General features: G+C 37.1%; 15 protein-coding genes. 5 read left to right on the forward strand and 10 right to left on the reverse strand.

Going from position 1 to position 18,245, the window contains the following annotated elements; translation table 11 throughout:
* Positions 1-212 precede the first annotated feature (212 nt).
* Both ODE14_RS05955 and ODE14_RS05960 read right to left on the reverse strand, forming a co-directional pair.
* A complete protein-coding gene (locus tag ODE14_RS05955) occupies positions 213-3,515 on the reverse strand; it encodes a TonB-dependent receptor (RefSeq protein WP_263603342.1) in 3,303 nt (1,100 codons plus the stop codon).
* Between the two features lie 49 nt (positions 3,516-3,564).
* Positions 3,565-4,509: a FecR family protein gene (locus ODE14_RS05960; RefSeq protein ID WP_263603343.1), complete on the reverse strand. Its 945-nt coding sequence runs from the start codon at positions 4,507-4,509 to the stop codon at positions 3,565-3,567.
* A gap of 234 nt (positions 4,510-4,743) precedes the next feature.
* Between ODE14_RS05960 and ODE14_RS05965 the strand changes: the two genes are divergently transcribed.
* The 3 genes from ODE14_RS05965 (at position 4,744) to ODE14_RS05975 (ending at position 6,882) form a co-directional block, all read left to right on the forward strand.
* The gene (locus ODE14_RS05965) at positions 4,744-5,367 is read left to right on the forward strand and encodes an RNA polymerase sigma factor (protein ID WP_263603344.1); all 624 of its coding nucleotides are present in this window, start codon (positions 4,744-4,746) and stop codon (positions 5,365-5,367) included.
* A gap of 223 nt (positions 5,368-5,590) precedes the next feature.
* Positions 5,591-6,271, forward strand: coding sequence for a type 1 glutamine amidotransferase domain-containing protein (locus tag ODE14_RS05970; protein ID WP_248392837.1), 681 nt, complete (start codon positions 5,591-5,593; stop codon positions 6,269-6,271).
* Between the two features lie 89 nt (positions 6,272-6,360).
* Positions 6,361-6,882, forward strand: coding sequence for a DUF1440 domain-containing protein (locus ODE14_RS05975; protein WP_263603345.1), 522 nt, complete (start codon positions 6,361-6,363; stop codon positions 6,880-6,882).
* Positions 6,883-6,972: 90 nt separating this feature from the next.
* Here ODE14_RS05975 and ODE14_RS05980 read toward each other — a convergent pair whose 3' ends face one another.
* A complete protein-coding gene (locus ODE14_RS05980) occupies positions 6,973-7,668 on the reverse strand; it encodes a DUF1826 domain-containing protein (protein WP_263603346.1) in 696 nt (231 codons plus the stop codon).
* 173 nt (positions 7,669-7,841) lie between these two features.
* Between ODE14_RS05980 and ODE14_RS05985 the strand changes: the two genes are divergently transcribed.
* Together ODE14_RS05985 and ODE14_RS05990 are read left to right on the forward strand one after the other, a co-directional pair.
* Positions 7,842-8,687, forward strand: a complete 846-nt coding sequence (locus tag ODE14_RS05985) for a transporter (protein WP_263603347.1) — start codon at positions 7,842-7,844, stop codon at positions 8,685-8,687.
* 74 nt (positions 8,688-8,761) lie between these two features.
* A complete protein-coding gene (locus tag ODE14_RS05990) occupies positions 8,762-8,983 on the forward strand; it encodes a hypothetical protein (RefSeq protein ID WP_248392832.1) in 222 nt (73 codons plus the stop codon).
* Between the two features lie 102 nt (positions 8,984-9,085).
* Here the strand turns inward: ODE14_RS05990 and ODE14_RS05995 are convergent, their stop codons facing one another.
* The 7 genes from ODE14_RS05995 to ODE14_RS06025 form a co-directional block, all read right to left on the reverse strand.
* Positions 9,086-10,159, reverse strand: coding sequence for a glycosyltransferase family 4 protein (locus tag ODE14_RS05995; protein WP_263603348.1), 1,074 nt, complete (start codon positions 10,157-10,159; stop codon positions 9,086-9,088).
* Between the two features lie 13 nt (positions 10,160-10,172).
* Positions 10,173-11,393, reverse strand: a complete 1,221-nt coding sequence (locus ODE14_RS06000) for a DUF1972 domain-containing protein (RefSeq protein WP_263603349.1) — start codon at positions 11,391-11,393, stop codon at positions 10,173-10,175.
* A 128-nt stretch (positions 11,394-11,521) separates the two neighbouring features.
* Positions 11,522-12,595 (reverse strand): glycosyltransferase family 4 protein, encoded by a 1,074-nt coding sequence (locus tag ODE14_RS06005; protein WP_263603350.1) that lies wholly within the window; start codon positions 12,593-12,595, stop codon positions 11,522-11,524.
* Position 12,596: 1 nt separating this feature from the next.
* Positions 12,597-13,829: a glycosyltransferase family 4 protein gene (locus ODE14_RS06010; RefSeq protein WP_263603351.1), complete on the reverse strand. Its 1,233-nt coding sequence runs from the start codon at positions 13,827-13,829 to the stop codon at positions 12,597-12,599.
* Positions 13,777-14,517, reverse strand: a complete 741-nt coding sequence (locus ODE14_RS06015; RefSeq protein ID WP_263603352.1) for an acyltransferase — start codon at positions 14,515-14,517, stop codon at positions 13,777-13,779. The genes ODE14_RS06010 and ODE14_RS06015 overlap by 53 nt, the downstream gene beginning before the upstream one ends.
* A complete protein-coding gene (locus ODE14_RS06020) occupies positions 14,514-16,820 on the reverse strand; it encodes a hypothetical protein (RefSeq protein ID WP_263603353.1) in 2,307 nt (768 codons plus the stop codon). Before ODE14_RS06020 ends, ODE14_RS06015 begins: the two co-directional genes overlap by 4 nt.
* A gap of 123 nt (positions 16,821-16,943) precedes the next feature.
* Complete coding sequence (locus ODE14_RS06025; RefSeq protein ID WP_263603354.1) at positions 16,944-18,245, reverse strand: O-antigen ligase family protein; 1,302 nt, start codon at positions 18,243-18,245, stop codon at positions 16,944-16,946.

Below are 18,245 nucleotides of genomic sequence, written 5' to 3' on the forward strand. Positions count from 1 at the left end.
GCCTCTGTATTTCTGCGATTTGGTTATTTTTACCCAACATTACATGAGGAGCTATAATGAAGAGTCCCCTATTTTTCATTGCTGATATTCGGGAAGGTATCAGCTTTTTCCGAATCAATACTGTGGCGCGCATCATCAGTATTATATTGATTCAAATCATCAGGATAAGACCTGTAACATTGCAATGAGCTCTTTACTGAATATTCATTTATTTAGAAAGTATAATTCACGCTTAACCCGAAAGTTCTTCCGTTATAAGCTCTGAACAATATCCTGTCTATATCTTTATCATATTTATCGGTAGCTCCGGGTAGAAGCTCAAGCGCTTCTCTCTGCGTCTGATAATCCGTTCCGGATCCTTTAAAGACTGAATAGGAATTGAAATTGTTGTAAAATTCTTTTACCCTGTTAAACAGGTTTCTGACATTAAATTTTACTTCTAAGTTTTTATTCCTTAACAATTTGTAAGAAATCTGTGCATCGGCCACTGCATAAGGCCTCTGGATCTCTTCCCCGATGTAAGCATATCCTACAGTGATGTACTGGTCTCCTTTGGCATTGTACAGGAAGTTCACTCCAAGGCGCTCTCCGTCATATAAAAGTCCAAGATTGTAAGCATAGGGTGTCTGTCCATACAGCGGCCGTTCCACTTCATAAGTCTCATCGGTATCTTCAGTTTTGTAACGGTCTTTAAAAGCGATTACCTTCGTCGTGTTATAGGTAAAGTTTCCGCTGATAAAAAGATGCTGCAGAAAAAAGCTCTCTTGTATAAAACCCAAACTTTTCTTTACCTCCACTTCAAATCCTTTCAGTTTTGCATTTTTTGAATTTCCATTGTATAAAAAAAGATTTCCTTCATTAGAAATAAAACCTTCACGTTCTATTGGCCGATCGATATTTTTGTAGTATAGACCTGCTGAAATAATTTCGCCCAAATTATGAAACCATTCAAATTTGAAATCATAATTATTGATTACGGAAGAGGTCATTTCCGTATTGTAAATCAACCCATTGGCAACAGGATCAAAATAAGGCAGACCGGTTCTTTCATTAAATTGTGGTCGGATTACCGATCTGTTATACGCAAGCCTCACATTAATTTTACTGGAAGGGCTGTACGTGAAGTTGGCAGAAGGCATCCATTGCCACGGCTTTTCTTCAATAGATCCTTTGGTTACGTTTCTAGGATCATCTGCATCCAGCTGCTGAGAGATAAGTGTATATTTAAAATATTCGGCGCGAACTCCCCAAACCAGTCTCAATTTGTTTTTCCAGCGGTTATCAAACATGATGTAGGGTGCATGCTGATCTACCTCTCCTTCATATGTATCACTTTTGTAAAGCGGTTTGGTCTGCCACCCGATGCCTCCCTGCGTATAGTGTGAACCATCAAACCAGTTTGAAAGCAGACCGTACATTTTCAGGTAATTTTTTTCACTATTGGGAACATCACGGTTTTCATCCACTTTCAGGAAAAATTTCTGCTGCTCGTTGGTATTGCTTTTCAGAGCGCCGGCATACCCTATTTTGATATCGGTTTTAAAGTTTCCGGCATTCATTTTCCATTTTGCCGAAGCTCCGAAATTATAATCGGTTTCTTTATTTCCGATATATCCTCTTGAAAAATTATTCCCTGAATTATAAATCTGATGGTAGGTTAAAATTTCACTTCCCACAAAATCATAAAAAGTCTGGTACTGCGTATAATCTTTAGTATCTGAAATTACACCTGTTCTTGCAGCAAACCAGTTGATTTCCAACTCTTTTATCTTGTGGTTTCCCTCCAGCTTATTCTGCAGTAAGGTCTGATAAACAGGATAATCCGTATTATCCGTATAAGGACGATCCAGGGCAGCAAGCTGAGAAGGATCGTTATCAGGGATGATCCCATTATAAAAATAATTGTATGAACCTTCTGCCATTGCCGGCTGGCCGGTACCACCGGTATACTCGTTCCATCCCGTAATTCTTGTAAGGGTCTGATCGTAAATATGCGTATATGAGTTACGGAAGGATAACCTGTTCTTTCCCAGCTGCAATCCGAAATTCAGCATCGCTCCAATGGTGGAATTGTAACTGTAAGATGCTCCTTTATTTTTAAAATTAAAAAACTTCACTGGTGCCACTCCCAATTCCTGCCAGTTGTTGATAAGTCCTGCATTATCCAGCCATCCTCCCCTTCCGGTGTGATCTATATCTAGTTTATTTTGTTCGTTCCGAATAGTCAGTGCGCCGGCAAGTCCCCATTTATTATCATTTTTCAATTTAAAGCTTCTTCCCAATGCTAATTGCATATTGGAATTCAGATCTGCCTTCGTCTTATAATTGGTAAAATTATCATTAACAAAACGCTTTGACTGTTCAAAAAACAACGGATTATTCCAATCTGTGTACACAAGGTCTAGAGGAAAATCTCTTGTTCCATCGTCATAGCCGAAGTAATCATATTTCCCTCTTTTCCGGGTAAGAAATTCTTTAAAAGTTGCGATATCATTATAAGAAGTTCCCAGTGTCACAGTTGTAAAATTTTCATTAGGAATGTCCTTTGTTTTTACTTCTACAAATCCTCCGGCAAAACTTGCATTCATATCGGGTGTTGCGGTTTTACTGATCACAACACTTTCCACCATAGAATTCGGAATAATATCAAAGGAAAAATTCTGGTTATAGGCTTCCGTACTTGGAAGGTTGATTCCATCCATCGCAGCGGTATTCCAGCGCTCGCCCATGGATCGTACTACCACATATTTATTATCGATAGTAGTGACGCCCGTTACTCTTTTCAGAGTTGCACCCAAATCATTATCCGGTGTTTTTGAAATCTGTTCTGCCGAGATTCCATCACTCATCTGAGCAGCTTTTTTTTGCTGCGTTAATAATCCGGCCTGTGTATCTGCTTTTTTTGTCGCCGTGATCACCACTTCTTTTATATCTGAAACTTTATCCGAAACCTGCCGCATGGCAAAAGAAACGGTATTGGTTGTATTATCTTTTACCTGCAGTTTTTCTACACGTAAAGAGTTGTATTTGGGAGACTTTACCGTTAACGTATAGATTCCTGAAGGAAGTTCTATCACAAAATCTCCGTTGTTATCGGTTACGGTTCTTCTGCCTGCAATACTGATTTCTGCACCTGCAACCGGATTCCCGACTTCATCCACTATTTTTCCGGATATTCTTCCGTTTCCCGATACGGAAACTTCAGATGCATTATATTTAACCGAAATAAGATCTCCACGAAGCCGATATACGACAGGAAGCCCGGTGGTTAAATCGTCCAGACAGCGATGAACAGGAATATTTTCACACTGTATTTTTTTTATTTTTACATCTTTAATATCTGTCTTTGAATAAGCCAATCTCATTCCTGTTTTACCTGCAAATTCTTCCAGCACTTCGATCAAAGACCTTCCTGCCGGAGCCGTAAACGACACTTTCTGTGACAATTCCTGCGCCTCTGCCGCTATCGAAAAAAATATGGCCGCAATGGTAAAACTACATTTCAAACTTTTCATTTCTAGTGTTTACTTTATTATATTGATCTGATTATTAGTTTAATTGGTATTATTTAAGAATGTAGGTCTGATTTTCTTTTTGTACTTCAAGTCCAAGTATGAAAGCAAGTGCTTCAATATTTTCGTCAGTACTACCACCTGTGAAATCGGCGGTTATTTTCTTTTCTGCAAATTCTTTAGGATAAATGATACTGATACCGTAGTTTTTCTGAAGAACTTCCGCTACTTCCTTCATCATAACATCATTAAAGCTTAATGATAATAAAGACGGAAATATTTTATGAGTTGTTTTTTCTTTCTCATAAGAAATTACAGCTGCAGTCCGTGAAATCCCGAAATTCGTCCATTTCTGATGAGGCTTCAGAAAAGCGACCGGAGCACCCGCGTAAGAAACGGCAACTTTTCCTTCATAAAGATCTACTGTTTTACTGTTTCCGTTTTGTGTAATTTTAAAAACAGTTCCCAATACTTTTGTACTGAAACCTTCAGCATGTACAATGAACGGATGTTTTTTTGATTTTGCCACCGTGAAAACAGCGTTACCTTTCAGATCAACAATCCGGGTATCCTGTGGAAAAGACTTTTCTACCGTAAGCTGCGAACCGGGAAGCAATATGACAACTGAACCGTCTGCCAATATTATTTTTCTATTGGCAGATTCTGCATAATATTTGTCCACCTTAAAGAACGAATGATAGATGAAAAAACCACCTACCGTAAAAAGCAATATGATTGCAGCCGCTATCCGGAAAAAATGTTTTTTAAACGTATTCGAATGATGTGAAATATGTCTTGATGCAAAATAAGGTTCCAAAGAAAACAGAACTCTTTCTCTTGATTCTTTCATATAGTGTTCATCCAGATTTTTTTCCACACCGGTTTTCCATTGCCCTAAAAGTTGTTTTTCTTTTTCTGAAATTTTTTCTTCAGTAACCTCCCTTTCCCAAAGTCTGAAAACGAATGCCTGAATTTCTTTATACTGTAGGTTTTTCATAAATGCCTGATCAACGTTTGCCGTTACATCTATAAAACAGCAAAAATGAAAAACTTCCCCAGCAAGGATTTAACATTGTATTTATATTAGCATCGACTTGTTAACAATTTGCGGTATTTTTTAATCATTTATAAAAATTCATTCCATTATTCATGTCTCATTTTCAGAAATAATTAATATTACATTCCCCAAAGTTCACAAAAAGTTAATTTTCGTTTAGGTAATTTTGCATCAATGAATCAGACGGATCACATCTTATTGAAAAAAATAAAAACAGGCGACCGGCCGGCTTTTATGATACTCTATGAAAGGTATTGGGATGATTTGTACCGTTTTGTTTTTGCACGAACCAAAGACAAGGAATTGGCAGAAGAATTACTTCAGAATCTATGGATAAAAGTTCTGGAAGATGCAGAAAGCATCCAGACCGACGGAAACGAAAGTGCAAAAGGGTATTTCCTGAAGCATCTTCATTACCGGGTGATTGATTATTTCAACAGCCATAAAAAAGAATGGGCTACCGTAAGCATTGACGAATCTGAAAATTTTGTACACCTTACTGATACAGAATATTTTGAAATTCTTGACGAATATGAAATTACCGATCTTTTTGCAATGATTGACGAAGTTGTTTCAACACTTCCTGCCACTGAGCAAAAGGTATATGACATGAGAATTCGCAAAAATATGTCGGTAGATGAAACTGCTGAAACATTAGGCTTGAGCAATAAAACCGTCAGCAACAAGCTGAGCAATGCGCTGGGTGAAATCCGGGAACAGCTGAATCCCAAATATCAGTCTTCTAAGAAATTTATTTCTATTATCCTCATGATCGAGCTTCTGATGAAAAGTCAATAGATCAAAGAAATATTTCCTTCTTTTTAATCTATTCATTACATACCACATTTTATTTGATTTTGATCCTGATTGGCAATAAAGTTGTATAGTAGTACCCGAATATGGTGTGAAAAGTACCTTAAGAAAAGGCAGGATTTTCTATTGATAAAACTTGCCATTCTATTGAAAAACAGTACACTTTTCAACCTAAATCTATTAAAAAATCAACCATAAAATAAATACAATGAAAATACTATTCGTAGTAACCTCCCATGATGAGTTGGGAAATACAGGAAAAAAAACAGGATTCTGGGTAGAAGAATTTGCAGCACCTTATTATCTACTGAAAGATGCGGGATTTGATATTACCGTAGCAACCCCAAAAGGCGGACAGGCTCCTATTGATCCGAAAAGTGAAGATCCTGATGCGCAGACCACTGCAACAAAACGTTATTATCAGGATGAAGAAGTAAAAAATATCATTGCCAATACCAAAAAACTGAGCGATCAGAAAGCAGCTGATTTTGATGCTGTTTTTTATCCGGGAGGCCACGGTCCGCTTTGGGATCTTGCTTTTGACAAAGATTCTCAGCAATTGATCCTTGATTTTTACAATAATGAGAAGCCAGTAGCAGCGGTTTGTCATGCTCCTGGAGTTTTTAAAGATATCGTTCTCGAAAACGGTAATCCTTTTGTTAAAGATAAAAATGTTACCGGTTTTTCAAATAGTGAAGAGGAGGCTGTTCAGCTTACAGAGATTGTGCCTTTCCTTGTTGAAGATGAACTTAAAAAATCAGGCGGACACTATACCAGAACAGACGACTGGGGCGTACATGTTGTGCAGGACGGATTGCTGATTACCGGACAAAATCCGGCTTCCTCAGAAGGTGTTGCAGAAAAATTAATGTCTGTTCTGAAGAAATAATTTGGTTTTTTTGAATATAAGATTTTTAGGGCGGCCGTTGAAAACGGCCGCCCGAAAATCTGCCCAAATAACAATCTTACATTATAAAAATGAATACCATTACAAAAATATTAATAAAAGGAGTTGCTGTAGGACTGATTGCTTCTTATGTCAAATCTCTTGCAGAACCACCACTTCAGAAAATAGGAGAAAAAAAATTTCCGCCCAAAAAAGATGAACTGAAGTTGCGTGGTGCAGATGTAACCCATCAGGCGGAAAATATGCCGCCGGCGGTTTTGGCTAAAAAAGTATATTCTGAGATAACAGGAAAAGAACTTTCATATAATAGCACAATGAAATCCATGAAAATCATCCATTACACGTTAGGAGCATTGATTGGAGTAAGCTATATTTTTCTGACAGATAAAAGAAAAAAATTCACAGCAGGTGAAGGTATTGCAGCAGGAACAGCAGTTTGGGCATTAACCCACGGTTCTACCGTTCCGGCTCTTAATCTACAGGGAAAAGTTTCCGAAATGCCAACATCCTGGTGGGTATGGGAATTCGGGTCACATCTAGTATTTGGCGTAGCGATGGAGCAGACGAGAAAAGTGATTGACAAACTTTTTTAATATCAATTTAATCCCAACGTTTTAATATGTTGTCCCGTCAAATAAAAAGGGATTCTGAAACAAAAGTATAAAATTACAAAGTAGTGCCTACTAACAAATTAACAGAAGACGGTATTCTCCCGGATTTTCCTGCGGGGCCCGATGAATGCAGGGTAAAACATTTTGTCCGGGATGATCTACTGCAAGTCTCCATAGGTTACCCTTTCCTAAATTAACCGGTTTCGCATCTTCATTTGCCGCATAATGAAGGTCAAAAAAGTTGTCTTTCAGAAAATTTTCAAACTCTTCATCGGAGCCTTCGTACAATTTTTTAAGGGATTCTCTTATTTCAGGAATGAGAATTTTCTGCGTGCATTGATCATTCGGGATAAGTTCGCTTGCTGCTCCGTAGTATGTACATAAAAAAGTAGAAGTCTCTATTGGGGAGCGGTCTGCATGATAGGAATAAACATCGGTGGATATAAAATCAAATTCATTATCACGCTCATACTTTTTCAATAAATTAAGGGACGGTGCTGCTCCAAAATCCGACAGCATCTGCATATCCTTTATGATGGTTTCTCTTGCTGTATTCCCTTTTTCAGACAGATCAAGTGCCAAAAGATCATCTATAAAAACTTCTGTAATATTCTCTTTCAGTTTAAGTTTTGATACAATTTCCTGAAAATCGCCTTCCAGATTTCTTTCCCAGCAAACAGCATTCACATTCCCCCGAAATTGTGTTTTTACCAATTCCGGAAATGAGGAAACCAAACCTATATGATGATGTTCTGGAAATGTATTCATAGAATAAAAAGTTTGCATTCAGCCTATGCAAAAGTAATTGCTTTGAAAACAATTTACAAGATGGAATTTCTTGATTGGCTATTATGCCTGCAGATAAATTTAATTTTAAATACCACATATAAGTTTTATGATGAAAATTAGTATACAATTTGCAATAGTCATTAAAAAAAACAATGACTCATCATTACAGTTTCTCCTTATTGGTTTTATCGGCTTTTTTAATTTCTTTCACCTGCAGTGCACAGGAAGAACATGAAAAAAAATATACATTATTTAATCCCGTTCCGAAATCAATGATGCGGGAAATGGAAACCGACCGTCCGGATGTCACAGAATCACCTTACACAGTGGATGCCGGGCATATTCAATATGAAACAGATGCCGTACGATTAACAAGAGAAGAATCTGATCTTACGAAAACAAAAACCTTACTAATCAATCAGGGTAATATAAAAATCGGAATTACCGGATCAACCGCTGTACAGGTCGGTTTTCAGAGTTACGGCATACAAAAAGAAACTGAAAAAAGCTCCGGGGATATTTCTAAAACGCATGGTTTTGGTGATATTACTTTACGGATAAAACAGAATATTACAGGAAACGATAAAGGCAATTTTGTAATGGCAGTACTGCCGTATGCTAAAATTCCTTCTTCACAATATGATGACGAAAGCCGGTTTGAATACGGATTGATCGTACCTATGCTTTATGAATTTGCAGGAGACTGGAATTTAGGTTTTCAGGTAGAAGTGGACCGACTGAAAGACCAGGACCTTCCCGAAATGCATACGGAAATTTTGCAGACTCTTACCATAAGTCATCCGCTGACCAAAAACCTTGACGGAATTGCAGAAACTTATTATACTTACGATTTTAAAGCACATGAATTTTCAAACTACATTAATGCTGCCCTTCAGATGGAAGTGATGAAAAATTTTAAAATCGACGCCGGACTTAATTATGGATTACAGCACCATTCGGAAAAACATTATTTTATCGGTTTTTCTTATCTTCATTAAATTTAAAAACCTAATAAAGATCGTATTTGCATACAATTTGCTCCATCTGTAAAACAAACCAAATACAAAATATTATGCAGTTTATTGATTTTAAAAAAGAACATTTTAAAGAGGATGAAAATACAAATGATTTCGTGATCGAGATCTCCAAGGCAGAGATCGGATTTGATGAAATCAAAGTACAGGAAAGAAAAGATGATGAAATCTATGAAGACGCAGATTATCAGATCACAGATGATCCTTTAAAGATTACCATAAGAATGAAAAAACCTGCAGACATCAGGGTTAACTTTTAAAATGAATAAATGCTCCGAAAAATTCCGGAGCATTTTCAAAAACTAATTATACATGAAAAACAACTTTAGCTAAACAAAAATTATTAACCAGACCCAGAATCATCATTGTGCATTATTTTCCAATTCTTTCACTTTAGTTTTCCATATGGTAAAGAAATTAAGAACTTTAATGCATTTAAAAATGGCCACAAAAGCAATCAATGATACCAGAAAGGTATATATGGAAAAGCTTTTCAGAAAGATGTATTGTGCAGCAAATATGGAAATATTCATCATCACAAAAAGTATTGTAATTTTTTTATGTGATATTCCCAGCTGCAGAAGGTAATGATGAATATGGGATTTATCTGCGTTAAAAGGTGATTTACCCTGCAATACCCGGTCTGCATATACTCTCACGGAGTCGATCATCGGGATGGTAAACACAAATAACAGGAAAAATAATCCATGAGGGAAACCGGACGCCGGATGATCAAATTTTGATATATAAATTCCTATTGACACCAGAAAATATCCTAAGAATAGTGATCCCGAATTTCCCAGGAAAACTTTATTCTTTTTTGAAAAATTATATCTGAGAAAAGCAGCAATACCTCCTATAAATAACATCACCAGTTTCATCAAACCGTAATTTTTTTCGATAACGGCAATCGCTAAAAGCAAAATGAAGCCAATTCCGGCAACGCTTCCTGCCAGTCCGTCTATACCATCAATAAGGTTAAAGGCATTCACTGCAGCTGCAATCACCAACACCGTAATTATATATTGAGCAAGCACGTCAATTTCATAGATCCCGAAAAGTCCGTATAAAGAGGTAATTCTTATTCCTGAAGAAGCAATAATAATACTTATACAAATCTGAATTCCTAACTTATAGATTGCCTTGATATCTGTTTTATCATCCATAGTCCCCACCAGAAGCATTATATAAGAAGTAATGATTATCGGTAAGATTTCCTCTACATCCTTCATGCTGGTTAATCCGCCAAGCAATGCCACGATAATACCTATCGCTAAGCCACCAATAAGCGGAATGGCTTTCTGATGCACCTTCCGGGCGTTAGGAACATCAACTAATTTAAATTTTTGGGCAACCATCGTCATCAGCGGAATGATGCAGATCGACAGGGTAAAAGCAAGAAGCCCATACACGGTAAGTTCTGTAAAATTTTTCATAATGGTTTAATTTTTAAATCCTGCTTTTAGCATTGTTAAATAACTGTATATTCTGCAGATGACTGATATTATATTTTTCAAGCATTTTTTTATCCAGCCTTGAAATTTCAGGATAGACATTTTTCTTTGCTGTAACCGAAAAACTCTCCTGAATAACCTGGCTGTACTTTTCGGCGACAGTGTTCCATACATATTTATTTTCCGCAATTTTTTTCATTCTCAAAGCGCATTTCTTAATATCAGCCTGCGTAAGGGTCTTAAGGAGGTTTTCCAGCTCTTTCTCATCAGAAAAATAGAAGGCCTGGTCGCCTGTTGTCGTTCTGTTATATGAAACGCCATAGCAGATAACAGGTAGCCCCAAAAACATCGCTTCTACTAGAGAAGGATTGGTTCCTCCAGCCGAATGCCCGTGAATATACAGAGAAGCATTCCCGCGGATCATATCTAATGTATGCTGGTCATAAATAGGATCAAGAAGACTGATATTCTCAAAAACAGAAAATTTTTGCTTCAGATCTTTTCCATAATGACTGTTTTCCCAATTACCGACTAACACAAGGTGATGCTCAGGATTTTCACTAAAAACTTTTAAAATCGTTAAAACATTATTTTCGGGCTCTATCCGGCATACTTTTACTGCATATGGCTTTGATAAAAAAGGATAGGTCAGAAAATCCTGTTCTGAGGGAGCAGCATTTACTCTTGTATGATCTGCACCATATTCAATAACCCTGCTGATGGTTTCATACCGTAAAGACGTATAATCCTGAATTGACTCGTTATCTGAAATATCAATATGGGAATATTTTACGGCCAGATTTTCTGCAAACCACAAATATAGTTTTGCAGCCAGCGGCCATTTATCTCTCTTCCATTCGATTCCGTCAATAGAAATAATTATTTTTTTATTGGTGAACATTCTTACAAAAGGCAGAAGCCATGCCCCAGCAACTCCGAGAATGAGCAACACATCACTGCCGCGCAATGCATGCAGGATAGACCAGCTGTCGTAGAATATGCTCTGAATTCCGTTTGCATCAAGAGGAATGTATTTAAGTCTGCTACCTTTCCAGCTTTCTTTTCTTTCTTCCCTGCTGTATTTTTTTGATGAACAGTACACCGTAAAATCATAAGTATCAGAAAGTTCTTCTACAAGATGTTCCGTAAGGGTTTCAAATCCACCGTATCGGGCAGGAAGTCCGACAGTTCCGATAATAGCTACTTTAGTTTTCATACGATTATATTTTTATAAAAGCTATACTATTGATATTCCAAATTCAAATTAAATTACAAATAACTGATTTTCAAATATTTAAATTAAAAATTAAATGACCATCATTCCAGATTCCGGAAAAACAACCGTTAAATGGAAATCATCTGCACACAGGTTTCTTCAAAATAATCTTCTGAAAACATCAGACTTTTTTGATATGCCGATTCGCTGAAAGATTTGTAAATTTCTTCATTACACATCAGATAATGGATTTTGCCGGACAGCTCATATACGTCTGCAGAATTAATAAGAAAACCGTTTTTATTTTCGTTTACCAGTTCTGTGATTCCTCCCACCGGCGGGACTATTGCAGGAAGCCGGTAGCGCATTCCTTCCAGAATCGTTAATCCGAAAGTTTCCACCCATTCATCCGGTCGGGAAAGGTTAACAATAATGCTTGCTTCCCGGTAAAAAGAATGGGTATCAGTCTGGGTTGGATAAATTTTAAGATGATCCGGTAAAGTTTTTCCTTTAAAATAAATATCGATCTCCTTCTGCGAAGCATTCAGCACCAGTTTAAAAAGATACGTCCTGTTTATTTCTGCAAGTTTTACAAATTCATCTACCCCTTTGTAAGACTTTAAAGAGCAGATCATTAAAATAATAGGTTCTTTACCGTAAATACCATGGGATTGATCTGCCTTTTCGGCAAATTCGCGCTCCAGAACATTATAAAGAAGTACCTGATTTTGAACAATCGGTTCTTTTTTCATCAGATAATCTGAAACAAAAACCCCTTTTGAAGCCGTTAATCTTGCGATTCCGAACAGAAAATCTTTAAAAATTCTAGGTTTTACGGAAGTTTCATGGATATGATAAATTATTCTGCAACCCCGTAATTTTCCCGCAATAGCTGCTCCAAAAGGAAGCACGGTATTAATGTAGATAATATCTTCCCTTTTCAGGAATAACAGAAGCTTAATCGTAAGAAAAAGCTGACTGATAAAAAAGTTACAGATTTTTATCAGCGGGTTCTGAGAAAACCGGTACCAAATCAGATGGCGGGCTACTTTAGGCAAATCTGATAAAAAGCCTGTACTCCCGCCGGAAGTAAATAAGTGAACTTCTATATTTTTTCCTGTCCAGGTTTTTAGAAGCTGCATTAATACCTTCGGGCTTCCGCTATAGTCGTTTAATAAATGTATGGCTACAATTCTATTCATATTACATTTTGCTATAAATTTCATCCAGGTGCTCTCCCCTTTTCTCCCATGAAAACTTTTCAACATATTGTTTTCTGGCTCCCAGGCTTAATTTTTTTCTGAGAGGCTCATCTAAATACACTCTTATCAAAGCAAGACTCAATTCTTCCAATGTTTTTTTATAACTCTGCTTCGGAACGGCAATTCCACAGGAATGATTGATAAATTCTCCGGGACCTTCATTTTGCAGGCAGATCACCGGCAAACCGAAACAGAGTGCTTCAGGCACTACCATTCCGGCACCTTCGTGGGAAGGAAAAAGAAATACCGAAGCACTGTCATACAGTTTCATAAGTTCTTTACGCTCTACCCATTCTTTAATTTCAATGAAATCATTCATTCCGCTGCGTTCAATCAGGCTTTCGTAGAGCGCTTTCTGTTCTCCTGCTCCTACAAGGATGAGTTTGCATTCGGACTGTTTTTTTTCCTGAAGCTGATTAATAAATTCTATAAATGAGCGTATCGTTAAATCAAAACCTTTTAAAGGGACAAACCTTCCCACACTTATTACCGTAAATCCTGATTTAGGGCTGATTTCCTCGTGTTTCTTAAAATCTTCCGTTGCAACTGAAGGACACAAAGAATAGGAACTTTCAGCAAGATTCAGTTTCTGCGGAACACTGGTATTCATACACCAGATATGTCCGGAATGTCTGATGGTATTTTGTAATGAAGACGAAAATTTCCAGAAAAAATTCTTAACCATCCACGTAAGCCTGTCTTTTATAAAATGTGTTTTCGAATACATATTTAAGTATTGACCCGGAATCAGCGGGTGATGCCCTACCGGACCCCAAACCATTGGTTTACGGAGTTTCCAGAGAAAACTCGGGGTCCAGTCATTATGGAAATTTATATTGTGGGTGATATCAAAATCCAGTTTCTGTTTTTTGATGAAAGAAACAATGCCTTTTTGCCATAGGTAATAGTACAGTAATGCTCCTCTGCTGCCTTTTTTCCAGAACCTCATCCAGTAAGGAAGGTCAAAATAAAGGAAGGTGATATTTCTGTGCACACCGTCCGGATGTTCTGAAATGTATTTTTCTATGTTTGCCCTGTTGTTTTCCCGGGTAATAGCAATTACTTTCCGGAATCTCGCAATCTGGCATACAAAATTCCAGCCCATTGCATCTTCGGATCCTTTATATGGATTTACGGCATAGCAACTCGCCAATATAGTCTGATTCGTTTTCATAATTTCTTGTTTTTATTAGTTTTGCAGGAACTCCTGCGATGATACTGTTTGCGGGGAATGATTTTGTGATAACGCTTCCTGCTGCCAGAATGCTTCCTTCCCCTATTTTCACACCGTCCAGAATGGTAACTTTGCTTCCGATCCAGCAGTTTTTTCCTATTTTAATTCCTTTCCGGCTTACCCCTTGAAGCCGGATGAAAACATCAGGATTTTCATAATTGTGATTTTCCGGGTGACAGCTTAAGTATTGTCCTGCAATGCAGTCATCACCAATTTCCAATCCTCCTGCACCACCGAGATAGGCAAATTCTCCGATACCGACATTATTTCCTATTTTGATCTGTTCTCCGATATTGTTCATGGAAGTGGATAGAATAATCCGGCTGAAAGCCCCGATGGAAACATTATTGCCAAACTCCACTCCTTTCTTTCCCAGTGCGGAAACATAGACGTCATTCCCCAATCTTAAAAACTGTCCCCATTTTATTTTGGAAAGGTTAAAAAAACCTACCCGTTTTCCCAACAACATTCCTTTTGGATTTTTAAGAAATAAAAGAACGCTTAATCCGCGGAGCATACTGCACGCCTGAATCCAGATCATCTGCATAACCGCACCGGAATTCAAACCGGGGTCTACCGTGAAATCCGGGTTTCTCATTTTTACAATTTTCTCAATCAATATTTTCATTTTGCTGTGATGATGCTGTTCATGATGATATCTAAAGTGTCATTCAGATCATTATTCTCAATTGCAATGTATTTTGCACTGTTATTATGCTTTCCCAGTTTTGAGAACAGTTTATTGTATTCTGCATTGAGATAGGAGATCGACTGATAAGAAAGTTCTTCTTTTCTGCTGAGAATCTTCTCTGGTGATGCATACAGGAAGAAGTTGAACTTCGGTTTCATTAAGAAAAAATACCCGCTTTCGGCAATTGATTTGGGAAGTTTAATATTACTCCTTCGGGCATCGGCCATAAAATCAAAATAATACCGGTCATACAGAACAACTTTACCACGCAAGACATATTTCAGATAAATAATAAACTGCCCGATGATGTAATCCGTATAATAATAACAGAACCTTGCAAAAGACGAAAATGTGTTGCTATTGCTGCCTTGTCTTGGCAATGAACTGACTACATCAAGATGCGCTTTTTCTTTCCCTTTTATCCAGACGCTTAAAATCGGTAGTAAAGAAGGTCTGTGCCTTAAAATTTTCACCGGTCTGCGGTACCGTTTTTCAATAAGATTCGAAATTTCCGAAATGACTGTTGATTTTCCGGCACCGTCAACACCGCTGAAGGTCATAACAAATCCTTTTTCTGAGAATGTGTCTTTGATATATATGAATGTGTCTTTCAAAAAGGATATTCTTCGTTTTGTATTCATTTTCAGTTGATTAATATGGTCCGTTATTTTTACAAGCTTATTTTCTGAAATATTTTTTTCAGTAAAACCTCTGTAATATTCCGGTATCTCACTGCCGTTAAGAGTATAGAAGTAATGCAGGTATTTGGCGGTATCACTGTCGCATGCTGTTTTAACACCATATTCATTTGAAACAGAGTGCTTGATGACTTTATTCACATTCATAAATTCAAAACCTTTCCACTGGATTTTCAGGATCAGGTCAAGATGAAGAATCTGCTTATCATTTGTAATAATCCTGACCCTGTACATATATGATTTTTTTGAAACTACCATACGTTCTGCAAGACTGTTTCTTTTCAGAAAACGAATTAATCCTTCTGCATTTTGAGAAGACATCAGAATATCAATGTCAGAATCAAGGCTCAGCTTTTCAGGTTTCTTATCGTGAAATTTCAACGCTGCGTAAGGAATCGTGTGAAGACTGTCAAAAATATCCATGATCAACAGCTCCCTTTCCGTATATATTTCTTTTGCAAAATGGTTCAGCGCTTCTGTCCATGTCTTCAGCAGCCAATGAATCTGAAGGTGCCATTCCTTTTGTTCCGAATATATTTTAAGGTAAACTGATATGTTGATTAAAAGATAAAATTTCAGGTGATGATACAATTCATCTTCATTAAAATGAAAAGTAAGCCTGTTTTTATGTCTAATTTCGTCTAGGATAGATTTCCAAGATCTTTTATCAATCAAAATTCCTTTCTGAATAATGAAATGAAAGAAATCGAATCCTTTAGGCTTTTCGCAGGAAGCCAGTTCCCAATCGTAAACCGACAGCGTATTATGGTGAAGAAAACAATTCCATGGAGTGAAATCACCGTGAGAAAAAGAAAGGCTGATACGTTCGGTTTCATCTACTTTTTCCAATAGGGAATTCAGCTTCCTTAGCAGATTCGGCGGTATTCTTTCATCGCTTAATGTATTAATTTCTTTTTTCAGCATCTGAAAATACCCCCATTCTGATATTGAACAACACCGCTGATATTTCTGTGTAATACCCTGCACTGTTTTAGCATGAATTCTTCCAAAGGTATTACTTCGATTGCCTTTTTTTGACATATCATCGGTCTGTAGAATATTGCCGTTGTGTAAGACCGTTTTCGGAACAGTATATAACCGGCTGGCGGAAGCAAAGCGTATGTTGGCAAATTCATTGATCAACAGGTCTTTTGCTGTTTCCGTACAGGCAATTTTATAAAAACTTCCCGCTGTATACAACAGAGCCTTATTATTAGGTCCGGGTGTTCCGGTGAACATGGCCCAGTCTGATTTGATATTGAAAATAGGATTTCCCTCAACTTTATAGTATAAGATTTCTTTTTCGAAGATCAGATTTTGCAGACCAAGTTCAAATACCAGTTTTACCGCTATTGCATATAATTTTGCTTTAAAAGAAGAAGCATTATAAAATTTTAAAAACAATGGTTTTTTTGATTTTGAATTCCAAAACCAGCGTAGAGAACCGTCTGTGTTTCTGATGTAAGAAAAAGATATTTTAAAACTTTCAGGCTGTTCTTTGGCGTACAATTTATATCCTGTATTTTTAAATAAAGTCTTCATAATTCTTGCTTTTATACAAAGAGATATAAATACGCTGCCAAAAATACAATTATATGATTATCAATAATTTAAATACAATAAAAAAGATACCTTTTTTCCATATTCTGGAATAAAGTCTAATTTTTAAACTCGAATTGCCCCCATCATATCCGGTCTTTTCTTTTGAAGAATTATTCTTTGTATTCTCGTAAGATGATTATTATTGCGGAATGCAATTGAGAAAATAATGATCTGATAAAATAATATTCCATAGTTACTTTCTCCGAAAATTCCAAATTCGGTGAATGAGTTGATGAGAATAGGTATCAGAATACCGATCAGCATAAGTTTTAGTTCCTTCTGTGCGGAAAGTATGGATTTAACGGTAAAAAATACCTGAAAAAGAACGATGGTAAAACCGATAAAACCGAGGTTCATCAGTACCTGCATAAAGGTATTGTGCGTCATTTTTCCGGGATAAGTATGAGCACTCTGAAAGAATTCTTTATAGTCAATCCTCATAAAACCGAAGCCCAGAAGAGGTTCCCTGGGCAACCCTTCTGTAATCAGGGCTTTCCAGAAAGGCAATCTTCCGGTAAGACTCATCACTTCTTCCAGCCTGGACTGGTCTCCGCCTTTAAGAATGACCGTGTACACTGCAAATGGTGCTATTGCCAAAACCACTGCAATAATGCCCAGCTTCAGTCCTTTCCGTTTGGTTTGGTTAACATGAAAAAATATGATCAGCAGAACACCAATCAGCGAAGACCTTGAACCGGTCATATATAATGCATATAAAATGATCATAATTTTGATGATGGTCCAGACTTTATTTTTAAACCGATAAAGATCAAAAATCAGGCATGCAGAGCCTACTCCGGCAAGCATTCCCAATTCGTTGGGGTTCATTAAAGTTCCCCCCAGACGGGCTTCTTCCCCTCCGTCTGTAAGACGGAAAAAAACGTCCGGATTCGTCCACATGCCGATCACAAAAACCAGCTGCAGTACAAAAACCGTATTTCCTAAAAGATGATACAGCCGTATTGAATGACCTTCAAAATAGACATCAAGTATCGCTAGGCTCTTCACAAAAAAATAAGCAAAAACAAAGCTTTGAAAAGTCATAAACCATTGCAAAGCACTAAATCCCGGATTGGTGCTCCAGGAAAACGAGATAAAGCCTAAGATAAGATAGGCAATATATAAAATCGGTGAAAATATATTTTTATATACTAATGAATTAACACTTCCGTAAGAAATAATTCTGTAATAAACGATTATAGATGAAATCATCACTCCCATTCTGCCGACAACTTTTATGGCTCTCGTAATGGCTACGTTTTCACTCCACGTAAAAAAACAAGCCACCATAAGCAGCAGAATAATAAAAAGCTGATTGTTGATCTTTTTGAGAAAGCGCTGATGTTCTGTAGTGGGTGTTTGCAT

The sequence above is a fragment of the Chryseobacterium sp. PET-29 genome, assembly GCF_025736815.1.
GTDB lineage: Bacteria > Bacteroidota > Bacteroidia > Flavobacteriales > Weeksellaceae > Chryseobacterium > Chryseobacterium nepalense.